This is a genomic window from Streptomyces sp. NPDC030814 (genome assembly GCF_055572155.1).
The window spans coordinates 316,093-336,132 of the sequence record NZ_JBVIDX010000005.1; the positions used below are offsets into that span (position 1 = coordinate 316,093).

Here is a 20,040-nt window from a genome sequence, read left to right on the forward strand (position 1 = left end):
CTGTCGAATTCGTTCTTGTGTCGGCCTCCGGCCGACGCCACGTGTCGCACACCCCCACAACCAGAAGGTGCACGTGATGACGAGGAGACTTGCACGACTTCTTCCGCGACGGCGCCGGTCGTCGCGCACCCCGCGGAGACTGGCGGCACTCGTCCTGGCGCTCGTCCTGCTCCCGCTGCTGCCCGCCACCGCGCTGGCCGCCGATCCCCCCGTACCGCCGCCCAGCGCACCGGCGGCCCGCAGCGCGGTGGCGGCCATGCAGCCCGGCTGGAATCTGGGCAACACCTACGACGCCATCCCCGACGAGACGTCCTGGGGCAACCCCCCGGTGACCAGGGCGCTCTTCCAGAAGCTCAGGTCACAGGGTTTCAGGAGCATTCGACTGCCCGTCACCTGGGGCAGCCACCAGGGCTCGGCGGCCGGCTACCGGGTCGACCCGGCCTGGATGACGAAGGTGCGCCAGGTCGTCGACATGGCGCTGGAGGAAGACCTGTACGTGCTGCTCAACATGCATCACGACTCCTGGATGTGGGTGAACACCCTCGCCACGGACCACGACGCGGTCCTCGCCCGCTACACCGCGACCTGGACCCAGATAGCGGCCGAGTTCCGTGACAGGTCGCCGAGACTGGCGCTGGAGAGCATCAACGAGCCCACGTTCAGCGGCACTTCCGGTGACGACGAGAACTACCGGCTGCTGGCCGAGCTGAACGAGGTCTTCCACCGGATCGTCCGCGGGTCCGGCGGCGGCAACGCGGACCGTCTGCTCGTGCTGCCGACGCTGTACACCAACGCCGACCAGGGCCGGCTCGACGCGCTGGCCACCGAACTGGCTGACCTGCGCGACCCGATGGTGGCGACGACCATCCACTTCTACGGCTGGTGGCCGTTCAGCGTGAACATCGCCGGTTACACCCGGTTCGACGCCACCTCCGAGCGGGATCTCACCGCCGCCTTCGACCGGGCGCACAACACGTTCACCGCGCGCGGCATCCCGGTCGTCATCGGCGAGTACGCCCTGCTCGCGTACGACCACAACCGGCCCGGCATCATCCAGCGGGGCGAGCAGCGCAAGTACTTCGAGTTCCTGGGCGACTACGCCCGCAGGCGGAACCTCACCACCATGCTGTGGGACGCCGGCCAGTTCCTGAACCGCACCACCCTGCAGTGGCGCGACGCGGAGCTGTTCGGGCAGATCAAGTCGAGCTGGACCACACGGTCGGGAACCGCCTCCAGCGACCTGGTGTTCCTGCCGAAGTCCGGGGCCATCACGAGCCAGGAGCTGACGCTCAACCCGAACGGGACCGACTTCCAGTCCCTGCGGCACGGCTCCCGCAACCTCCGCAGGGGCAAGGACTACACCGTCTCCGGCAACCGCCTCACCCTGACGGCCACCGCGCTCACCGAGCTGGCCGGCGACCGGGCGTACGGGGTCAACGCGACGCTGGAGGCCAGGTTCTCGCGTGGTGTCCCCTGGCGGGTCGACGTGATCAGCCACGACACGCCGGTGCTGTCGCGCGCCTCGGGCAGCACCAGTGGCCTGAGCATTCCGACCCGGTTCCGGGGCGACATGCTCGCGACCATGGAGGCGAAGTACGACGACGGCGGCAACGCGGGACCTGCCAACTGGACGTCGTACCAGCAATGGGACACCGCCTTCTCGGCGTACACCGACGACTCCATCAAGCTGACCGCCGAGTTCTTCGCCTCGCTGAAGGACAACTCGCGCGTGACGCTCACCTTCCACTTCTGGAGCGGCGCGAAGCTCACGTACCACGTCACCACATCGGGCAGCACGGTGACGGGTTCGCCCGCCTGACCTCGCTCCGGCGTACCACCGCCGCGCGGCCCGGTCCCAGCCGTGCGGCGGTGGTCAGGGGAAGAGGACGGGTCACGTGCCAGGTGCAGCCGGCGGCACCCGGCGGACGGGACGACCGGACGCGCCGTCGGACGCCCGTACGACGACGGCGGACCCGGCGGCGGGTCCGGCGCGGGTCCGGCGGCGGGTCCGGTGGCAGCCGTGAGAGTCCGCTCGCGCGGCCATCGGCGTCACATTCCCGGACGGTCGGCGGTGCGGCCGCGCGTGAGCAGCGCGCCCAGGGCGATCATTCCGATGCCGAGCGCGAAGTGCAGCCAGTCGTCGGCCGTGTTCAGCGGGACGAAGTTGGCGTCGCTCTGGTGGTCGACGATCAGGCCGTACACCCACAGCACCAGATAGACGGCGCCTCCGACGAGCAGGAAGCTGCGGGCGCCGGCCGCCGAGCGGGCCAGCAGCAGGCCCGCGATTCCGAACGCCAGATGGACGAGGTTGTGCAGGACGGAGATCTGGAAGATCCCCAGCAGTTCGGCGCCGGATTCATGTGAGGCGAACTCGATGGCGTCGTAGTCCGTGGTGATGCCCGGGATGAACCCCAGGATCCCGACCAGCAGGAACACCGCTCCAACCAGCAGCGCCGCCTGCTGGACAGGGGTACGGGCTCGGTGCGCCGGGCGTGTGTGCGTGGTCATGGCGGTGGCCTTCTCTCGGGGCGCGTCACGTTGAGCGCCTGCGGGCGCCGAGTACCCCCGGGATTCCGGGATGACGCAGGATGAAACAGGATGTTCCGGCGGCGCCGCCTCTGGTGGCCGTCGGCACGGTCAGGGCGGTCCCGGGCACAGCGCCGTGTGGGCGGGGCAGGGGATGCCGACCGGGTCGCAGTGGGCGCATCCCTCGCAGTGCTGCCGGAACTCCCGCATCGCGTGCCGGCGGCGGGCCTCCGCCGCCAGGTCGCCGACGCCGACACGCTGCCTGTGGCCGAACGCCCCGCCGCTGTCGTTCCAGGTCCACCGAGGCGGCGTCGCCGGTGGGGCGGGTGCCTGGTGCGCGAGGCTCGCGGGGCGGGCCGCCGAGGCGCATAAGGACGCGGTGGGGCGGGTGCGGGTCTCGGGCAGGAGTGAGGAGGAGCGGGCGGGCGGGATGCGGGGGTCCGCGGAGGGCGGAGCGGTGAGGGCGGCGACGCGGTCGGCGAAGTCGGGGTCCGGCAGCGGCAGGTCCAGGTCGTCGTCGACGTACGACAGGGCCGCGGGTACGTAGGCGAGGAACGCGCTCACCTGTGCGGCCCTGGAGGCCAGGTCGGGGACCGGCTCGCCGGCGGCTGTCAGGGCGCGCAGGACGCGCAGGGTGGCCGTGAGGTCCTGGTCCCCGGAGTCGGACGGCCGGTGGCCGCATCCGGTGGCCACGGCTGCCTGGGTGTGCCACCACTCCGCCTCGGGTTCCTCGCCGTGGGCCCGGTGGTGCAGGTACAGGCAGTAGGTGGCCGGTCCGTCCCCGGCGCCGGCGGCGTACTGCCACCAGAACCGGGCGGAGTCCTCCCGGTCGGTGAGGTGCAGGATGCAGCCCAGGACCCGTGCACCGGGCGGTTCCGGCAGCGAGCGCGTCAGCATGCGCCTGAGGCTCGCGAAGGCTCCGCCGCTCATGACGGCCGTCTCGCACAGCGTCCGCAGATCTCGCGCCGCGCCCCCTTGCGCCCCCTCGGGGTCCGCCCGGGCCGGCTCCCCGGTGTGCGGCTCGGCACGGCGGGCGGCCACCCGGGCGGCGACACGATGGGCCGCGGCGTCGATCTCCGCCGGGGGGTAGGGCTCGATGACCAGCCGGGTCCGGGCCAGGAGCTGGTCAATGGGCGACGTCATCGGCCTGTCCTTCCTTGGCCAGCCCCAGGACGGTCTGGAGGCGGTGCCGTGCGTAGCGTGCGGTGGAGCGCACCGCCGCCGGGGTGATGCCGAGGTGGTCGGCGGCCTCCCGTACGGAGTGGCCGTGGCTGTAGAGCAGCACCACCACGTCCCGCTGCCGCTCGGGCAGCGCCTCGATCGCCTGGAAGAGGTTGATGCTCTCCTCCAGTTGCCCGATGGGGTCGACCGCCTCACGCAGCGCGGCGGTCTGGAACGCGACCGTGTCGACCAGCGCCTCTCGGCGGCCCCGGGCCCGGGCGGCGTCGATGGTGCGGTTCTTCATCACCTGCCAGGCGTAGGCGGCCGGGCTCTCCTTCGTCAGCACCTCCGGCCAGGCCATGAGCAGTTGCTCGAAGGCGGTGTCCACGGCGTCCTCGGCATCGGCCTTGTGGTTCAGGTACGTCCTCACCCACCGCACGTACGCCGGGCGGTGCATGCGGTGGAACGCCTCGAAGTCCAACGGCAGTTCGGTCATCGGCACGGCGCCGGCCGGGTGTCCCGGTATGCCCCGCCTCACGCCTGTCCGTCCTCGCGGTTCCCGCGGCGTGGTTCACTGGCCCCCGCCCGTGCGCCGGCCGTCGCGGCACGGCTCGGCACCCACGCCGTGGGCGCCAGGAGGAACACCTCGTCGGATAGCTGCACGGACACTGCGCTTCGCCCCTTCCCCCCGGACCGGCGGTCTCTGTCCGACGGGTCCGGTGCGGCACCGGTCCCGCCCTCTGCCTGTGATGGCGTGCCGCGGGGGCAGAGCGTGCATCCGCCGCAGGGGAATTCTCCGCGGCGCCGCCACCGTGTCCGATCCACCGGCTTTGTCCCCGAACTGGCGCTCGAGATGCGGATGTCAGCCCGGTCGGCGGGACGGCGCGGTTCGCCTGGGGCACCTCTTCCAGGAGGGTCACCCGCGGGGTGGCCGAAGGGCTCTCCGGGCGTACCCGGTGGTCCCGGCCATGGGGCCGGGTGACCCATGCGCGGCGGCGGGGTCCGGGACGACGCTGGAGGTGACAGGGTCCCAAGTCCGTACGCCCGTTCCGGAGGTACGTCATGAACGCTCCCCCCACGCCCGGCATGCTGCGGGCGTTGCCCGCCGAGCACCGGCAGCGGCTGATGCGGTTCGCGCGCGAGGTGTCGTTCCCCCAGGGCGCCCGGATCTTCGAGGAGGGGGTCACCGCCGACCGGTTCTGGATCATCCGGACGGGTACGGTCACCCTCGACATGCGTGTGCCCGGCCGCCGCCCGGCTGTCATCGAGAACCTGCGGCACAACGAACTCATCGGCTGGTCCTGGCTGTTCCCCCCGCATGTCTGGCATCTGGGGGCCGAGGCGACCAGCCCGGTGCGCGCCCACGAGTTCGACGCCACGGCGATCCGTCTGCTGTGCCAGGAGGACCCCGCGCTGGGCTTCGCCGTCGCCCAGTGGGTCGGGGGCATCCTCGCCCACCGTCTGCACTCGGCCCGTACGCGGCTGCTGGACCTGTACGCCCCCTACGGAAGCGGCAGTCTCCTGTGACGGCTGACGGCTGCCGTCCGACGGACCCGCCCCGTGACGTGACGACCGAGGAGACATGATGCACGGCACCCCGCACATCGTGAGCGACGTGATGACCCACACCGTCGCCGCCGTAGGCAGTGGCGCCGCTTTCAAGGAGATCGTGCGCATGATGCACGACTGGAAGGTCAGCGCCCTGCCCGTCGTGGAGGGCGAGGGGCGCGTCGTCGGGGTGGTGTCCGAGGCCGATCTGCTGCCCAAGGAGGAGTTCCGCGACAGCGACCCCGACCGGTACACCCAGCGCCGGCGCCTGGCCGACCTCGCCAAGGCGGGCGCCGTGACCGCCGGGGAGCTGATGACCTCTCCGGCCGTCACCGTCCGCGCCGACGCGACCCTCGCCGAGGCCGCGCGGACCATGGCCCGCGCCCGGGTCAAGCGGCTTCCGGTGGTCGACGAGCTGGGCATGCTGGAGGGGATCGTGAGCCGTGCCGACCTGCTGAAGGTGTTCCTGCGCGGCGACGACGACATCGCCGAGGAGGTGCGCCGGGAGGTGGTGGCGTATCTCTTCCCCGCGCCGGCCTCGGCCGTGCGCCTGACCGTGCGGGAGGGGGTCGTGCGGGTCGGCGGGCGTGTCCGGGACACGTCCCTCGTCCCGGTGGCCGCGCGGCTGATCCGGGCGGTGGAGGGCGTCGTCGACGTCGAGTTCGACCTGTCGGGGCACTTGGCCCACTCGTCCGGCGGCTCGTCGGGAAACGCGGAGGGCGTCCCGTCGTCGTGATCCGCCACGGCTACGGGCGACGGGCACCGGTCGGCGGCTTCCCGGTCCCGGCCGGTGCCCGTTCTCAGGTCGTCGCCGGTGCTCAGCTCGTCGAGGGACTGACGAGGGTGTTGTCGCCGGTACGGCCGGCGAAGTAGTCCTCGATGTTGGCGACCGTCGTGGCGGCGATCTGCTCGACGGCTTCCCGGGTGAAGTACGCCTGGTGCGAGGTGACCAGGACGTTGTTGAAGGTCATCAGCCGGGCGAGGCGCTCGTCGGTCATCACCTCCAGCGACTTGTCGAGGAAGAAGAGTCCGGCTTCCTCCTCGTACACGTCGAGGCCGACCCCCCTCAGCCGCCCCGCGCGCAGGGTGTCCAGCAGGGCATCGGTGTCGATCAGACCGCCGCGGCTGGAGTTGACCAGGAGCGCGTCGTCCTTCATCAGGGCCAGGGCGGTCGCGTCGACCAGGTGGTGCGTGCTCTCCAGGAGCGGCACGTGCAGGCTCACCAGGTCCGCCTCGGCGAACAGCTGCTCCGAGGAGACGTACCGCATGCCGAGGGCCAGGCAGTCGGGGTTCTCGGAGGCGTCCCAGCCCAGCAGCCGCATACCGAAGCCGTGGGCGATCCGGGCGAACGCGGTGCCGATCTTGCCGGTGCCCACGACGCCCGCGGTCCGGCCGTGCAGATCGCGGCCCATCAGTCCGTCGAGCCGGAAGTCGAACTCCCGGGTGCGATGAGCGGCGCGGACGATGCGGCGGTCGACGGCCAGGGCCAGCGTCCAGGCGAACTCGGCCACCGCGTACGGGGAGTAGTACGAGACGCGGGCCACCGTCAGGCCCAGTTCCGCGGCGGCCGTCAGGTCGATGTTGTTGTATCCGGTGGCCCGCTGGGCGATCATCCGGGTGCCGCCGGCGGCCAGAGCACGCAGCACTCCCGCGTCCAGGGTGTCGTTGACGCCGCAGAGGACGACTTCGTGGCTGTCGGCGGTCGGAGCGGTGTCCTCGTCGAGGAACAGCGACAGACAGCGCAGCCGGTGCCGGTCGGCGAACACCCGGTCGAAGGCCGCCCGCAGCAGGGGTTCCTCGTCCGACTGGACGCCGTACGCGACGATCTCCACGTGTTTTCCTCCCTTGAGGCGAGTGATCACTCCTCCCACCGTAGGTCGAACCGTCGTCGGGACGGGCCCGGCGCCTCCCGGGCGTCCGGACGGCCGCCGCCCCTGTGCGCCGGTGAGGGCGGCGGCCGTGGCGCGAGTCCTCCTGTCTCCCCTGTCAGGAGGACTCGCTCGGCACCCTCGCGGCTTTGGGGCACACGGGTGCGCGCCCACCGGCGAGCAGCCGCGAGGAGTGGCCGGTCGGTCTTCCGCCCGCCCGCTCGGGCCGGCGGGACCGGTGCTCGTCACGGGGCGGCGCGGCTGCCGCCCGGGGTGACACCCGCGAGTTCCGCCGCCAGGCCGGCGGCCCACTCCCTGATGGCGGTGAAGTCACGGAAGTCGCCGCCCTTCCCGGACCGCAGGATCATCCCGGCGACCCATCCCTTCGCCCCTTCCTCCAGACAGCCGCCGAAGGTGACGTGTCCCCTGGCGTCGAGCCGGACCATGGCCTTCCGCACGCCGGGTACGGGCGGGATGTCCCGCTCCGAGGCGGAGGGGTCGAGGGGGCCGCTGCTGAACAGCCACAGGGGGCGTTCGGCGAGTGCGGTACGGTGCCGGCGCAGGAAGCGCCGGGCGTCCTTGTGCCAGCGCCCCGCGTAGAGCGCGCCGCCGACGATCACGGCGTCGTACGGTGCCAGGCTCGCCACGGACCTGGCCGGAAGTGCCTCGGCGGTGAGTCCCGCCTCGTTCAGGGTCCCGGCGACGGTCTCGGCGATCCGCGCGGTCGATCCGTTGGTCGTCCCATAGGCGACCAGCACGCTGGTGGACATGTGGTCCGCCTCCTTTCGGAAGCCGTGGTGTGTTGCCCGGTGTCAGGTCTCGTGCGCGCGGTGCGGTACGACGGCGACCGGGCAGGCGGAGTGGTGCAGCGCGGTGTGGGCGACGCGGCCGAGCTGGAGCCCGAAGCGGTGCTCCTTGTGGCGCCGGGCACCGACGACCAGCAGGTCGGCCTCGGCGGAGGCGTCGAGCAGCACCTTGCGGGCGGGGCCCTCGGCGGTGCGCCGGTGCACCCGCACGGCCGGGTGCTGGTCGGCCACGTCGTTGAGCACGGCCTCCAGGGTCTCGGCGGCGTCCTGTTCGTGCAAGCGGGCGGGTTCACCCGCGAGCAGGGGGTGGTCGGTGGTCTCGTGCGCGGGGCACCGCCAGGCCCGTACGGCCTCCAGTACGGCGCCCCGCCGCTCAGCCTCCTCGAAGGCGAAACGGACGGCCTCGGAGCCGTGGGCCACCTCACCGACGCCCAGCAGGATCCGCCCGTGCGTCACCGGCAGCGACTGCCCGTCGTGGCCGCCGCGCAGCACGACCACGGGGCAGGTGGCGTACGCGGCCACGCCCAGGCTGACGGAACCGAGCAGGAACTCGGCGATGCCGCCGCGCCCCCGGGCACCGACCACCAGTGCCGTGGCCTCTCGTCCCTCACGGACCAGCGCGTACTCCGGCTCCTCGGGAACGATCTCGGTGGACACCTTGAGCTCCGGACGGCGCTCGTGCGCCCGTCGCGCGGCGGCGTCGACGATGCCCTCGGCGAGCGTCTGCTCGGACGTCCTGCCGAGGTCCTCGGCGAGCGCGGCGCCTTCGTAGCGCTGCCACAGCGACGCGTGCACCAGCCGCAGCGGCACGCCGTGCAGGGCGGCCTCGTCCGCCGCCCAGTCGACGGCCCGAAGGCTCGGTTCGGAGCCGTCGACGCCGACGACCAGGGGAAGTTCCATGGGTGGTCCTCCTCGGGATGTGCGGAGCGCGGGTGCCCCGTCAGGGGTGGGCGATCACGGCCACGGGGGCGGTGGCGTGGTGCAGGACGGCGTGGGTGACCGGGCCGATGTGCGCACCGACGGCGCTGCGGCGGATCCGGCGGCCGACCACCACCAGGGAGGCCTCGCGGGAGGCGTCGACGATGTGGTGGGCGGGGCTGCCCCAGCGGCAGACCTCGGTGACGTCCACGTCGGGGAACTTCCCCTGCCAGGGCCTGAGGGTCTCGGTCAGGGCGGTGACCTGGTTCTTCCGCAGCTCGGGACCGAGTTCCGGGTCGGCGGGGACGGCGTAGGCGTAGTACGGGGGCGGGTTCCAGCCGTTGACGACCCGCAGGGCGGTGCCCCGCCGGGCCGCCGCGTCGAAGGCGAACTCGATCACGGCGTCGTGGGGGTTCTCGGTGTCGAGGCCGAGGACGACGGGCCGGAAGGAAGTGGCGGCCGACGGGATGCCGACGGGATCGGCCTGGTGCTCGTCGGCGGCCTGCTCCCCGGCGCGGACGAGGACGACCGGCCGCTCGGCGTGCGCGACGACCATCTGGCCGACGGAGCCCACCAGGAAGCCGCCGATGCCGCTCAGCCCACGGGAACCGAGCACCAGCAGCGCGGCGTCCTTCGCCGCGCGTGTCAGGACCTCGCCGGGCCGGCCGCTGATCTGTTCCACGGTGACGTCCACCCCGGGATGCCGCAGCCGCAGCCCCTCGGCCGCCTCGCGCGGTATCCGCTCGCTCCAGTGCTGGAGCGTCTCGGCGGCGAGCAGCGGCGCCTGGGCGATGGGGTCGGGCACCGGCTCCCAGACGTGGACGAGTGCCAGCGGCAGACCGCGCAGCTTCGCCTCGCGGGCCGCCCACTCGGCGGCGGCCCGGCTCTCGGCCGAGCCGTCGAGCCCTGCGACAACGGTGTTCACCATGGTTCTGCCTCCTGAACGGGGGTGTGCTCCCAGCGTCGTGCCACGAGGGCCGGTGGTGCAGGGGCCGCAAGTCCCCGGCAGGGGCCGAACGTCCCTGAAGCGTGCGGTTCGGCGGGAAGCCCGGCCGAGTGACTCGCGCGGGCGTGTCCCCGCGGTGGATGCTGATCTCCACGCGATGAGGGGAGGCCCATGGTCCAGGGCTCGGGCAGACGGCACGTTCCCGGGTGGCGCCGGCTGACGCCCGGGCTCGGCACGCTCCTCGGCTACCGGCGCTCGTGGCTGAAGGGCGATGTCCTGGCCGGGGTGACGGTCGCCGCCTACCTCGTGCCCCAGGTGATGGCGTACGCGGGCGTGGCGGGGCTGCCGCCGGTCGCCGGGCTGTGGGCGATCCTGCCGGCCCTGGCCGCGTACGCCCTGTTCGGCTCGTCCCGGCTGCTGTCGGTGGGCCCTGAGTCGACGACGGCGCTGATGACGGCGACGGTGGTCGCGCCCCTCGCCGCCGGGGACCCGGACCGGTACGCGACGCTGGCGGCGACGCTCGCGATCACGGTGGGGGCGTTGTGCGTGGTGGCGCGTGTGGCCCGGCTCGGTTTCGTCGCGGACCTGCTGTCCCGGCCGGTGCTGATCGGTTATCTGGCGGGCGTGGCGCTGATCATGACGGTGGACCAGCTGCCCAAGCTCACCGGGGTCGACACCACGGGGTCCGCGTTCTTCTCGCAGCTGTGGTCCTTCGTCCGGAACCTGCCGGACGCGCACACGGCCACCGTCGTGTTCTCCGCCGTCGCGCTGGCCTTCCTCTTCACCGCCACCCGGTACGTCCGGGCCGTTCCAGGCCCCCTGCTGGTGCTGGTCCTGGGCACGGCGGCCGTCACCGCCTTCGGGCTGGACGACCGGTACGGCATCGAGGTGATCGGTGACGTACCGATCGGCCTGCCCGGGCTGTCCACTCCGGACCTGAGCGAGTTGCCCCGTCTGGTGCTGCCCGCGCTGGGCGTGCTCCTCGTCGGCTACACCGACTTCATCCTCACCGCACGGGCCTTCGCCGACCGCAGCGGCGAGGAGGCCCTCGACGCCGACCAGGAGTTCCTCGCCCTCGGTGCCGCCAACCTCGGGGCGGGTGTGCTGAGCGGCTTCCCGGTGAGCAGCAGCGCCAGCCGTACCGCGCTCGCGTCGTCCGCGGGCGCCCGCAGTCAGGCGTACTCGCTGGTCGCCGGGGCGGCCGTCCTGGCGGTGCTGCTCTTCCTCGGTCCGCTGCTGTCCCGCACGCCGAGGGCCGTCCTGGGGGTGCTGGTCGTGTACGCGGCCGTCCGCATGATCGACCTGGCGGGTTTCCGCAGGCTGGCGTCGTTCCGCCGACGGGAGCTGCTGCTGGCCCTCGGCTGCCTCGCCGGGGTCCTCGTCCTCGACATCCTGTACGGGGTGCTGGTCGCCGTCGGCCTGTCGATCGCGGAGCTGCTGAGCCGGGTGGCGCGTCCGCACGACGCCGTCGAGGGGCTGGTGCCCGGCGTGGCGGGCATGCACGACGTCGACGACTATCCCGAGGCGCGGACGATTCCCGGCCTGCTGGTGTACCGCTACGACTCCCCGCTCTTCTTCGCCAACGCGGAGGACTTCCGCCGCCGTGCCCTGGCCGCGGTGGACGAGCAGGAGGACCCGGTGCGCTGGTTCGTCCTCAACACCGAGGCGAACGTCGAGGTCGACATCACCGCCCTGGACGCCGTGGACGAGCTCCGCCGTGAACTGACGGGGCGGGGCGTCGTCTTCGCGCTCGCCCGAGTCAAGCAGGACCTGATGGACGACCTCAGGGCGTACGGCCTCGCGGAGTCCGTCGGCGCCGAGCGGATCTTCCCCACGCTGCCGACGGCCGTGGCCGCTTACCGGGAGTGGGGCGAGCACCGCTGAGGGAGTGTCGTCCGGACGCCCTGTCAGGCGGGCCGGTCGGGGAGGTCGGGGCGTCCGCTCCCCCCCGGCTGGAGACGCACGTCCCGGCCGGGCAGCCGGATGTCGATCGGAGCGTTCGGATGACAGCACCGTGATCTCCAGCCGCCCGCGCTCCGGCCGCAGCCGTCCGCCCGCAGTGGTCCTGGTGGCTGGCGGAGGGCGCACCCGTACGACGACGGCTCCGGCAGCGGCACTTGCTTCCAGTGCTGTGACCGGAAAGGTTTGCCGGACACCGCGAGCTGTCCGGCAAACCTTTCCGGTCACAGCGCCCGCCACAGCGCGCCCTCGCGGGTCTTCAGGCCGTCAGTCGGCGCTGGGCCAGAACCCAAGATCTTCATGAGCCTTCTAGGTCAAGGGTGCCGGCCATGGCGCCGGGGTGGATGCCCTCGTCGGCGGGCCGCCCCGCGGATCGGCGATGTCGGGGCCCCGCAGGGCCTCCTGGCAGAACGGACGGAGGCGGGGCGGCTGCCGCCCCGGCCGGTCACCGGCCGGTCACCGGCCGGTCAGAGGAGCAGCGCCTGCCAGTAGGTCCAGAACCGCGTCGCGATGAGCATGCCGATCAGGGCGTACCAGGTGACGGGCACCACCCAGTGGAACTCCCATGCCGCGGCGACCAGTTGGCGCGGTGCCCGGATGATGCCGTGACGGAGGTTGTGCACGGTCGTGTACCAGAACATGGCGATGGTGGCGACCCACACGAGCATGCACCACAGGCAGAGCGCGCCGATCTCGTACAACGCCTGCGTCATCAGCCACATGCTGAAGACCACGCCGCCGAGGGTGCCGAAATTGAGGCCGAGCCAGTACCAGCGCCGGTAGCGGGCTCCCGCCAGCAGACCGAACCCGATACCGGTCACGACGCCGAACGCGATCAGGCCGATCACCGGGTTGGGGAAGCCGAACAGGGCCGCCTGCTCGCTGCGCATCACACTGGTGCAGGACACCACGGGGCTCAGACTGCACGGGGGCACATACGCGGCGTTCTCCAGCAGCCGGAACTTGTCGACGGTGATGGCGAAGGAGCCGAGGAGCCCGAGCGCCCCTGTGATCACCAGGAGCCAGGCGAAGGCCGGCCGGGCACCTGTCCGCGCACCGTCGCCGTCTCGCCGGGCGCCCTGGCCGGGGGTGATGCTCGTGGTGCTCACCTCGGACCGCCCTTCGCCGCGCGGGCGCCCTCACGGGGCACCACCGCCGTACGGGTCCGGGTCCCGCGGAGCGATACGGCGTGAGCGTCCATGCCTCTGGTCTCCCGAGCGGCGCCGGCCGGCCAGACGACCTCGACCGGGATGCCGCGGGACCGGGCGTATGCCACCAGGTGGGCGGTGGCGTCCGTGCCGTCGGACGGTGAGCCGTCCCAGACCGCGTAGATCCTTCGGCCGGCCGCGACGACGCGTTCGTCGGCGCCCACACAGGCGTCCCGGTCCGCGGGGTCGAAGCCCAGCAGCCGGACCTCCTCGGCCAGCATCAGCAGTTCCGCGGCTCCCGACCGGTCGGGCTCGGGCAGCACGGCGGGCACCGCACGCTGGGTTGGCAGCGTGACGACCAGCCGCCTTCCCACCGCGCGCACCGCCCGCCCGAACACCAGGGGAACTCCCGCCCCGGCGCGCACCAGACAGGCGGCGCCCTCGGTCAGGCGATCCAGGCGGTCCTGTAGTTCCGCCTGCACCAACTCCAGCGCGGGCGCGGTCAGATCCGCGTGCCCCACCGCGACGATCACCGCTCGACCTCCCGAGCCGTCCTCTTGCCGGACATGTGCGTCCCTCCGCCTCAGCAACCGATGGGATGCAGTGAAGCCCGGTCCGATCGCCCGGGGGTAGGGCCGAACGGACCTCCGCACAGGGCGATTACGCCCTGGTCACGATGTGTGCGGGGACCGCGCGGGCCGGCGGGCCCGTCCGCGGGGGTGGTCCTCGGGAGTCGTCCTCGGGGGTTCACGCGCGTCGGCGCCGGCCACCGGGCGGTGGCCGGCGCCGACGAGGACGCGTCCGAGGGGCGGGGGCGGGTTCACTCGCCGGGCCTGATGCGGCCCCGCCAGGCTCCGGACTCGCTGCCGCGCTGCTCCATGTACTCCTTGAAGCGGCGCATGTCGCCCTTCACACGTCGGTCGATCATGCCCAGCATGTCGCCGGTCTTCTCGGCGGCGCCGCTGGGCTCGATGTCCATGACGAGCTCCACCCGGGTGTGCGTGTCGTCCACGCGCTCGAAGTGGACTGTGCCCCGCTGCCTCGTGTCACCCGAGGTGGTGCGCCAGGTGATCCGCTCGTCCGGGAGCTGGTCGACGATCTCGGTGTCGAACTCGCGCTTCACCCCACCGATCTTGGTCGTCCAGTGGTTGTGGCGGTCGTCGAGCTGCCTGACCTCCTCGACCCCCTCCATGAACCGCGGGAACTCCTCGAACTGGGTCCACTGGTTGTAAGCGGTGTGGACGGGGACCTCGACTTCGACCGCTTCCTTGACCGTGCTCATCTGAGCCTCCTTGCATACGTCCTCGCCACGGCCGGCCACGTTTCCCGGCCGACCGCGACCTCTGCACGGCGGTCGAGTACCCGTGGATCACTCGCTTACGACCGATGCCGCGGTCGGATCTCGAACCGGCCGGTCGTGTGTCGCGGGCCGGGTGCCGCCGCTCCGGGTGGCCTCGATGAGGGCACCGCTCGCGGGCGCGTCCGGCCCGTCCGCCCAAAAGGTCACGTCGTCACGGTTGCGTGTGCCGCGTTTGGCGTGAAAATGGGGCCGCGCGGTGTGTCTGCTTCGTGACGAGGTCGGGCTCCCCCGGTGGGAAAGCGCACTCGGCTGGCAGGCATCCAGCGGGCGCCGGGGAATCGGCGGCGGTGATGATCGCCGTCAGCGGGGCCGATCCGCTGGTCGTCGGCGCGGACGGGAAGGCGGCAGCCATGGACTGGTGGCGAGAAGCGGCATGCGCCCATGAGGATCCCGATCTCTTCTTCCCCGTGGCCGTCACCGGAGCCGCCCTGCGGGATCAGCAGGCCAGGGCGAAGGCGGTCTGCCGGCGCTGCCCGGTGATCCGCCCATGTCTGTCGTGGGCGCTTCAGGCCACCGGGGCGCAGGGGGTGTGGGGCGGTACGTGCGAGGAGGAACGGCGCGGTCTGCGCCGGGGCATGGCCAAGGGGACATCGGCGCTCGACGTCGCCGGGTCGGCCTGAAACCGGTGTGCTTCCCCGGAGGGCGCGGAGCCGGAATCTGACGCATGGGGCCGGGCGGGCAAGTCTCCCGGGCCCGGGGCTCCGCCCTCCGCCCCCGGGCCGGCCGCTGCCGTAGGCTGGCCGTAACAGCCATCTGGGCTTCTCGTCTTCGTCAGCCGTAGCCGTTCCTGACCATTTCTTCGAACGAGGTCGACGGGCGGACCGGGCAGTCCCCTTTCGATGGGGCTTGGTGTGACGGCGTACGAGGACCCTGCGCGGATGCTGGTCGCGCTCACCCGCGCCAGTCATCTGGCGACTTTCGAGGAGATGTCCCGTCTGGTCGCCAGCCACGCGGAGCGCGCGGGTCTGGGACGGACCAGCATCTTCCTGGCGGACCTGCAGCAGGACGTGCTGCGGGAACTGACCGGCCTGGGCGCCGACGCCGGGGACGGCGGCGAGGAGCTGCGCGTCGACGCCACTCTGGCGGGCCGGGCCTTCCAGAAGGGGCTGGGCGGTGCGGTGACCGACGGCCGGGGACGGCACTGGATCCCGGTGGTGGACGGCACCGAACGCCTCGGGGTCCTGCGCGTGGACGTCACCGTCGCCGACCCGGACCGGGAGGCGATGCAGGATCTCGCGTCCCTCCTGGGCCTGATGCTGGTGTCCAAGCGCAGCTACAGCGACTCCTACGCCCGCCTCACCCGCACCCGGCGCATGAGTCCCTCGGCCGAGATGCAGTGGACCCTGATGCCGCCGCAGACGTTCTCCGACGGCAGGGTGACCATCGCGGCCGCGATGGAGCCGGCGTACGACACGGCCGGTGACGCCTTCGACTACGCGCTGGCCGCGGACGTCGCCCACCTGGCCATCTTCGACGCCATGGGCCACGACACCGCCGCGGGGCTGACCGCGAACCTGGCGATCGCCACCTGCCGCAGCAACCGCCGCCGGGGTGCCGGACTCGTAGAAGCGGGCACCTCCGTCGAGGCGGCTCTTCTCGAACAGTTCCATCACAGCCGCTACGCCACCGGCATCCTCGCCGACCTCGACCTGACGACCGGATACCTGAGCTGGGTGAACTACGGGCATCCCCTCCCGGTGCTGATCCGGGGCGGCCGCTGGGTCACCACGCTGGCCTGTCCGCCCACGCACCCTCTGGGGACCGAACTCGGCCTCGGCACCACCATCTGCCGGGAACAGCTGGAACCGGGCGACCGGCTGCTGTTCTACACCGACGGCATCACCGAGGCGCGCGACGCCACCGGGCAGGAGTTCGGCCGCGACCGCTTCGTCGACTTCGTCGTCCGCCACCATGCCGACGGCGTCCCGCTGCCCGAGACGCTGCGGCGGCTCGTCCACGCGGTCCTCGACTACCACGACGGTTTCCTGGCCGACGACGCCACGGTCCTGTGCTGTGAATGGCAGGGCGGCGCACACACCGGTGACGACCGGTCGCGCGGTGAGAAGCGGCAGATCAGCAGTTCACCCGTGAGGTGAGCAGGCCCGCGGCGGACTGGTGCTCAGCCGCCGTGCCCACTGGACCGACGGCCCGTGGCCCAGGCACCGCTGTGCCGCCGGTCCGCCGCCCGGCCGTTCGCTCCCGGCTCCGCACCGTCCTGCTGACGCAGCCGTATCTCGACATGGCCGTCGATGATCCGGGTGTCGAAGGCGGGCTGGGGCGCGGTGGCGGGGCCGCGTACGTTCCAGCCGTCCGAGAGTCGGAAGACGCTGCCGTGCCAGGGGCACTGGACGCAGCCGTCGGCGACGGTGCCCTCGGACAGCGGTCCCGCGAGATGGCTGCACCGCTCGGCCAGCGCGTGGAGCGTCCCGCCGCTCTCGCGGACGACCAGGACCGGCACATCGTCCACGGCGCGCCGTACGGCCCGGCCGACGGGGAACTCGTCCACGGTGCCGATCCTGCGCCAGCCCTGCGACACGACGTGCGGGACCGCTTCGGCGTGGTTGGCGCCGGATGCCTGCCGGTACGCGAGGTGACCGCCGAGCATCCCGCCGGTGCCGGCCGCCGTCAGCCCCAGGAAGCCGTAGGCCCGGCCGGCGAGCGTGCGGCCCTTGATCCGGCACGCGAGCGAGACCGCGTACAAGCCGACCGCCGCTGTGTTGGCCAGGGCGTGCACGAGTCCGACGCGCTGCTGCTGACGGTGCAGTTCCGCCCAGTCGACGGCGCCGGCCAGGGCCGCCGGAGCGGCCGTGGCCAGGCCGACGCCGACGAGGAGGCCCGCCTCGCGGGAGCGGCCGGGGCGCAGATCGAGGACGGCGGCGGAGAGCCAGCTGCCGATCGGCACCTGGACCATCAGCGGATGGACCGGATGCCCCAGCCATCGGCCGTGCAGCAGGTCCCGGCCGCGCCCCAGCGGCAGGTTTCGCACCCGCCTGCGGAGCACATCGATCACGGCGTCGGCCCGCGGCTCCCGCTCCAGGCGGTCCAGCAGCCACAGGACCCGGTTCGGCGCCGTCCGGCGGCGTGGTGTCGGGCTCATGGCCTGCGGGTCCCCGCCCACGCCGACGGCAAACGGCAGAGGCGGTCCTCGCCGCGCACCCCGGCGGGCGCCACGGGCGTGGTGTGCGCGGGCCGAGTCCGCCGTCACCGGTGTGGGCCCGGCAAGGCTCCTCCCTCCTGTCAGGCGTTCAGGGCCGCGAGCACCACGGACCTGGCCTCCTCCTGGATCCGGCGCAGATGGTCCGGGCCGAGGAAGGACTCGGCGTAGATCTTGTAGACGTCCTCGGTGCCGGACGGGCGGGCCGCGAACCAGGCGTTGGCGGTGGCGACCTTGATCCCGCCGAGGGCGGCGCCGTTGCCGGGGGCCTCGGTGAGCACCGTGGTGACCGGTTCGCCGGCGAGGGTGTCGGCGGTGACCTGGCGCGGGGACAGCTTGGCGAGCAGCGCCTTCTCCTCGCGGGAGGCCGGGGCGTCGACGCGCGCGTAGGCGGGGGCGCCGAAGCGTTCGGTGAGCCCGGCGTAGTGCTGCGACGGGCTCCTGCCCGTGACGGCCGTGATCTCGGAGGCGAGGAGGGCCAGGATGATGCCGTCCTTGTCGGTGGTCCACACCGAGCCGTCGCGGCGCAGGAACGACGCGCCGGCCGACTCCTCGCCGCCGAAGCCGAGCGTGCCGTCGGACAGGCCGTCCACGAACCACTTGAAACCGACCGGGACTTCGACCAGTTCCCGGCCGGCGTCCGCGGCGACCCGGTCGATCATGCCGGACGACACGAGGGTCTTGCCGATTCCGGCTCCGGCGGGCCACTGCTGCCGGTGCGAGAAGAGGTACGAGATCGCCACGGCCAGATAGTGGTTGGGGTTCATCAGGCCCCCGTCCGGCGTGACGATGCCGTGCCGGTCGGCGTCGGCGTCGTTGCCGGTGGCGATGTCGAACCGGTCGCGCCGCTCGATGAGCGAGGCCATGGCGTACGGCGAGGAGCAGTCCATGCGGATCTTGCCGTCCCAGTCCAGCGTCATGAAGCGCCAGGTGGGGTCGGTGAGGGGGTTCACCACCGTCAGGTCGAGCCCGTGCTGTTCGGCGATGCGGCCCCAGTAGGCGACGGAGGCACCGCCCAGCGGATCGGCGCCGATGCGTACCCCGGCGGAGCGGATCGCCTCCAGGTCCAGCACGTTCGGCAGGTCGGCCACATAGGTGCCGAGGAAGTCGTGGCGGCCGGTGCCGGGGGCGGCCAGGGCGCGGGTGTACGGGATGCGCCGTACGTCCTTCAGGCCGCCGGTGATGATCTCGTTGGCGCGGTCCTGGATCCAGGCGGTCGCCTCGGAACCGGCGGGGCCGCCGCTCGGCGGGTTGTACTTGAAGCCGCCGTCGGCGGGCGGGTTGTGCGAGGGGGTGACCACCACGCCGTCGGCGAGGGCGGAGGTCCGGCCGCGGTTGTGGGTGAGGATGGCGTGCGAGACCGCCGGGGTGGGCGTGTAGCCGTCGGCCTGGTCGATGAGGACGGTCACGTCGTTGGCGGCGAACACCTCGAGTGCGGTGATCCGCGCGGGCTCGGACAGGGCGTGGGTGTCGGCGCCGAGGAAGAGGGGCCCGTCGGTCCCCTGGGCGGCGCGGTACTCGCAGATGGCCTGGCTGGTGGCCGCGATGTGGTCCTCGTTGAACGCCGCCAGGAGGGACGAGCCGCGGTGTCCCGAGGTGCCGAACGCCACCCGCTGCGCGGGCTCCGCCGGGTCGGGGTGCAGCGCGTAGTACGCCGTGACCAGGCGGGCCACATCGACGAGGTCCTCGGGCCCGGCGACCTGCCCCGCTCGCGCGTCCTGCATTTCCCGCTCCTCCGCAAGATCGACCGTTGGGTACGGCCCTCATTCTCCCCCGCCGGACGCGTCGGGACGCGCACCGGGCGGCCGTTGTGGCGCACGTCCCGCCAGTGCGACGATGCGGGTCGGCGAACGAAGGGACACCGCTGTGACGCAGGATCACCAACAGCAGCCCGCCGCCGTGCTGTTCGACGCTCTGGGCGCCGACTACGAGCGGGCGTTCGCCCATGCCCCCGCGCATCTGGCAGCGCTGGACTGGCTGATCGAGCGGCTGCCTGAGGGCGCGCGGACGCTGGACGTGGGCAGTGGCACGGGGCGGCCCACCGCGGCCGCGCTCGTCGAGGCGGGCCACTCGGTGCTGGGCGTCGACATCTCGCCCGTCATGGTCGAACTCGCCGAACGTCGGGTCCCCGAGGCGGATTTCCGCCGCGCCGACATCCGGGAGCTCCCGCTGGAGGCGGCCTCCTTCGACGGTGTGTGCGTGTTCTTCTCGCTGCTGCAGATGCCCCGGACCGAGCAGTCGGCCGTGCTGCGGCGGCTGGCGCTCGCCCTGCGACCCGGGGGGCATCTGGTGCTGGCCACGGTGCCGGCGGACGTGGAGGACGTCGAGGTGGTCTTCATGGGCCGGCCGGTCCGTGCGACCAGCTTCGCCGAGGAGGACGTCGTCGCCGCGGTGGAGGCGGCGGGCCTGACGGTGCTGTCCCGCCACACCGCCGTCTTCACCCCGGACCATTCCGACGCCGGCCCCGAGCCCCACCTCTTCCTGCACTGCCGGCGCGACGGGACCGACCGCTGACGCGGCGGCGCGGCGCGCGGGCGGCTGCCCCCGGATACCCGGCGTAGAACCCCGTCGATCACCTGCCGGGTGATCCGGCCATCTGCCACAACGTCTGTTGCTGATCGCCGAACTGCTCGGCGCCGGAGGTAC

The 20,040-nt window shown here is 72.6% G+C and carries 19 protein-coding genes and 1 pseudogene; 7 read left to right on the top strand and 13 right to left on the bottom strand.

The genetic code is table 11. The features are described from left to right. The first annotated feature begins 76 nt into the window (after positions 1-76). Positions 77-1,819, top strand: a complete 1,743-nt coding sequence (locus ACZ43N_RS14030) for a cellulase family glycosylhydrolase (protein ID WP_468097451.1) — start codon at positions 77-79, stop codon at positions 1,817-1,819. A 230-nt stretch (positions 1,820-2,049) separates the two neighbouring features. Here the strand turns inward: ACZ43N_RS14030 and ACZ43N_RS14035 are convergent, their stop codons facing one another. The 3 genes from ACZ43N_RS14035 to ACZ43N_RS14045 form a co-directional block, all read right to left on the bottom strand. Then, positions 2,050-2,508 carry a DUF4383 domain-containing protein gene (locus tag ACZ43N_RS14035; protein ID WP_468097453.1) on the bottom strand — a complete coding sequence of 153 codons (459 nt, stop codon included), beginning with the start codon at positions 2,506-2,508 and terminating at the stop codon, positions 2,050-2,052. Positions 2,509-2,637: 129 nt separating this feature from the next. Next, positions 2,638-3,669: a hypothetical protein gene (locus tag ACZ43N_RS14040; RefSeq protein ID WP_468097454.1), complete on the bottom strand. Its 1,032-nt coding sequence runs from the start codon at positions 3,667-3,669 to the stop codon at positions 2,638-2,640. Next, on the bottom strand, positions 3,653-4,225 hold the full coding sequence (locus ACZ43N_RS14045; RefSeq protein WP_468097455.1) for a sigma-70 family RNA polymerase sigma factor: 573 nt from the start codon (positions 4,223-4,225) through the stop codon (positions 3,653-3,655). Before ACZ43N_RS14045 ends, ACZ43N_RS14040 begins: the two co-directional genes overlap by 17 nt. Before the next feature lie 524 nt (positions 4,226-4,749). On the opposite strand from ACZ43N_RS14045, the gene ACZ43N_RS14050 reads away from it, so the two are divergent. Then, positions 4,750-5,214, top strand: coding sequence for a cyclic nucleotide-binding domain-containing protein (locus ACZ43N_RS14050; RefSeq protein WP_468097456.1), 465 nt, complete (start codon positions 4,750-4,752; stop codon positions 5,212-5,214). A 58-nt stretch (positions 5,215-5,272) separates the two neighbouring features. Beyond that, positions 5,273-5,971, top strand: coding sequence for a CBS domain-containing protein (locus tag ACZ43N_RS14055; RefSeq protein WP_468097693.1), 699 nt, complete (start codon positions 5,273-5,275; stop codon positions 5,969-5,971). A gap of 82 nt (positions 5,972-6,053) precedes the next feature. Here ACZ43N_RS14055 and ACZ43N_RS14060 read toward each other — a convergent pair whose 3' ends face one another. The 4 genes from ACZ43N_RS14060 to ACZ43N_RS14075 form a co-directional block, all read right to left on the bottom strand. Further along, entirely contained in the window at positions 6,054-7,067 is a 1,014-nt protein-coding gene (locus tag ACZ43N_RS14060) for a 2-hydroxyacid dehydrogenase (RefSeq protein WP_468097458.1), read from the bottom strand. A gap of 281 nt (positions 7,068-7,348) precedes the next feature. After that, the gene (locus ACZ43N_RS14065; protein WP_468097459.1) at positions 7,349-7,873 is read right to left on the bottom strand and encodes a flavodoxin domain-containing protein; all 525 of its coding nucleotides are present in this window, start codon (positions 7,871-7,873) and stop codon (positions 7,349-7,351) included. Positions 7,874-7,915: 42 nt separating this feature from the next. After that, the gene (locus ACZ43N_RS14070; protein ID WP_468097460.1) at positions 7,916-8,809 is read right to left on the bottom strand and encodes a universal stress protein; all 894 of its coding nucleotides are present in this window, start codon (positions 8,807-8,809) and stop codon (positions 7,916-7,918) included. Between the two features lie 40 nt (positions 8,810-8,849). Then, on the bottom strand, positions 8,850-9,755 hold the full coding sequence (locus tag ACZ43N_RS14075; protein ID WP_468097462.1) for a universal stress protein: 906 nt from the start codon (positions 9,753-9,755) through the stop codon (positions 8,850-8,852). Between the two features lie 189 nt (positions 9,756-9,944). Here ACZ43N_RS14075 and ACZ43N_RS14080 point away from each other — a divergent pair, with 189 nt between their 5' ends. Next, a complete protein-coding gene (locus ACZ43N_RS14080) occupies positions 9,945-11,657 on the top strand; it encodes a SulP family inorganic anion transporter (protein WP_468097463.1) in 1,713 nt (570 codons plus the stop codon). Positions 11,658-11,680: 23 nt separating this feature from the next. Here ACZ43N_RS14080 and ACZ43N_RS14085 read toward each other — a convergent pair. The 4 genes and pseudogenes from ACZ43N_RS14085 to ACZ43N_RS14100 all read right to left on the bottom strand — a co-directional run. Next, a pseudogene (locus ACZ43N_RS14085) lies at positions 11,681-12,143 on the bottom strand (hypothetical protein); the annotation flags it as partial. A 56-nt stretch (positions 12,144-12,199) separates the two neighbouring features. Further along, positions 12,200-12,841 carry a vitamin K epoxide reductase family protein gene (locus ACZ43N_RS14090; protein WP_468097465.1) on the bottom strand — a complete coding sequence of 214 codons (642 nt, stop codon included), beginning with the start codon at positions 12,839-12,841 and terminating at the stop codon, positions 12,200-12,202. Beyond that, on the bottom strand, positions 12,838-13,413 hold the full coding sequence (locus tag ACZ43N_RS14095) for a hypothetical protein (protein ID WP_468097467.1): 576 nt from the start codon (positions 13,411-13,413) through the stop codon (positions 12,838-12,840). The genes ACZ43N_RS14090 and ACZ43N_RS14095 overlap by 4 nt, the downstream gene beginning before the upstream one ends. 287 nt (positions 13,414-13,700) lie before the next feature. Further along, positions 13,701-14,162, bottom strand: coding sequence for an SRPBCC family protein (locus ACZ43N_RS14100; protein WP_468097469.1), 462 nt, complete (start codon positions 14,160-14,162; stop codon positions 13,701-13,703). A gap of 368 nt (positions 14,163-14,530) precedes the next feature. On the opposite strand from ACZ43N_RS14100, the gene ACZ43N_RS14105 reads away from it, so the two are divergent. Together ACZ43N_RS14105 and ACZ43N_RS14110 are read left to right on the top strand one after the other, a co-directional pair. Further along, a complete protein-coding gene (locus tag ACZ43N_RS14105) occupies positions 14,531-14,860 on the top strand; it encodes a WhiB family transcriptional regulator (protein WP_468097471.1) in 330 nt (109 codons plus the stop codon). Between the two features lie 258 nt (positions 14,861-15,118). Beyond that, a complete protein-coding gene (locus tag ACZ43N_RS14110) occupies positions 15,119-16,336 on the top strand; it encodes a PP2C family protein-serine/threonine phosphatase (protein WP_468097694.1) in 1,218 nt (405 codons plus the stop codon). A 23-nt stretch (positions 16,337-16,359) separates the two neighbouring features. On the opposite strand, the gene ACZ43N_RS14115 is transcribed toward ACZ43N_RS14110, so the two are convergent. Together ACZ43N_RS14115 and pgm are read right to left on the bottom strand one after the other, a co-directional pair. Then, positions 16,360-17,337 (bottom strand): Rieske (2Fe-2S) protein, encoded by a 978-nt coding sequence (locus tag ACZ43N_RS14115; protein ID WP_468097473.1) that lies wholly within the window; start codon positions 17,335-17,337, stop codon positions 16,360-16,362. A gap of 140 nt (positions 17,338-17,477) precedes the next feature. Beyond that, a complete protein-coding gene (pgm, locus tag ACZ43N_RS14120; RefSeq protein ID WP_468097475.1) occupies positions 17,478-19,118 on the bottom strand; it encodes a phosphoglucomutase (alpha-D-glucose-1,6-bisphosphate-dependent) in 1,641 nt (546 codons plus the stop codon). A 112-nt stretch (positions 19,119-19,230) separates the two neighbouring features. Here pgm and ACZ43N_RS14125 point away from each other — a divergent pair, with 112 nt between their 5' ends. After that, entirely contained in the window at positions 19,231-19,908 is a 678-nt protein-coding gene (locus tag ACZ43N_RS14125) for a class I SAM-dependent methyltransferase (protein ID WP_468097476.1), read from the top strand. Positions 19,909-20,040 lie beyond the last annotated feature (132 nt).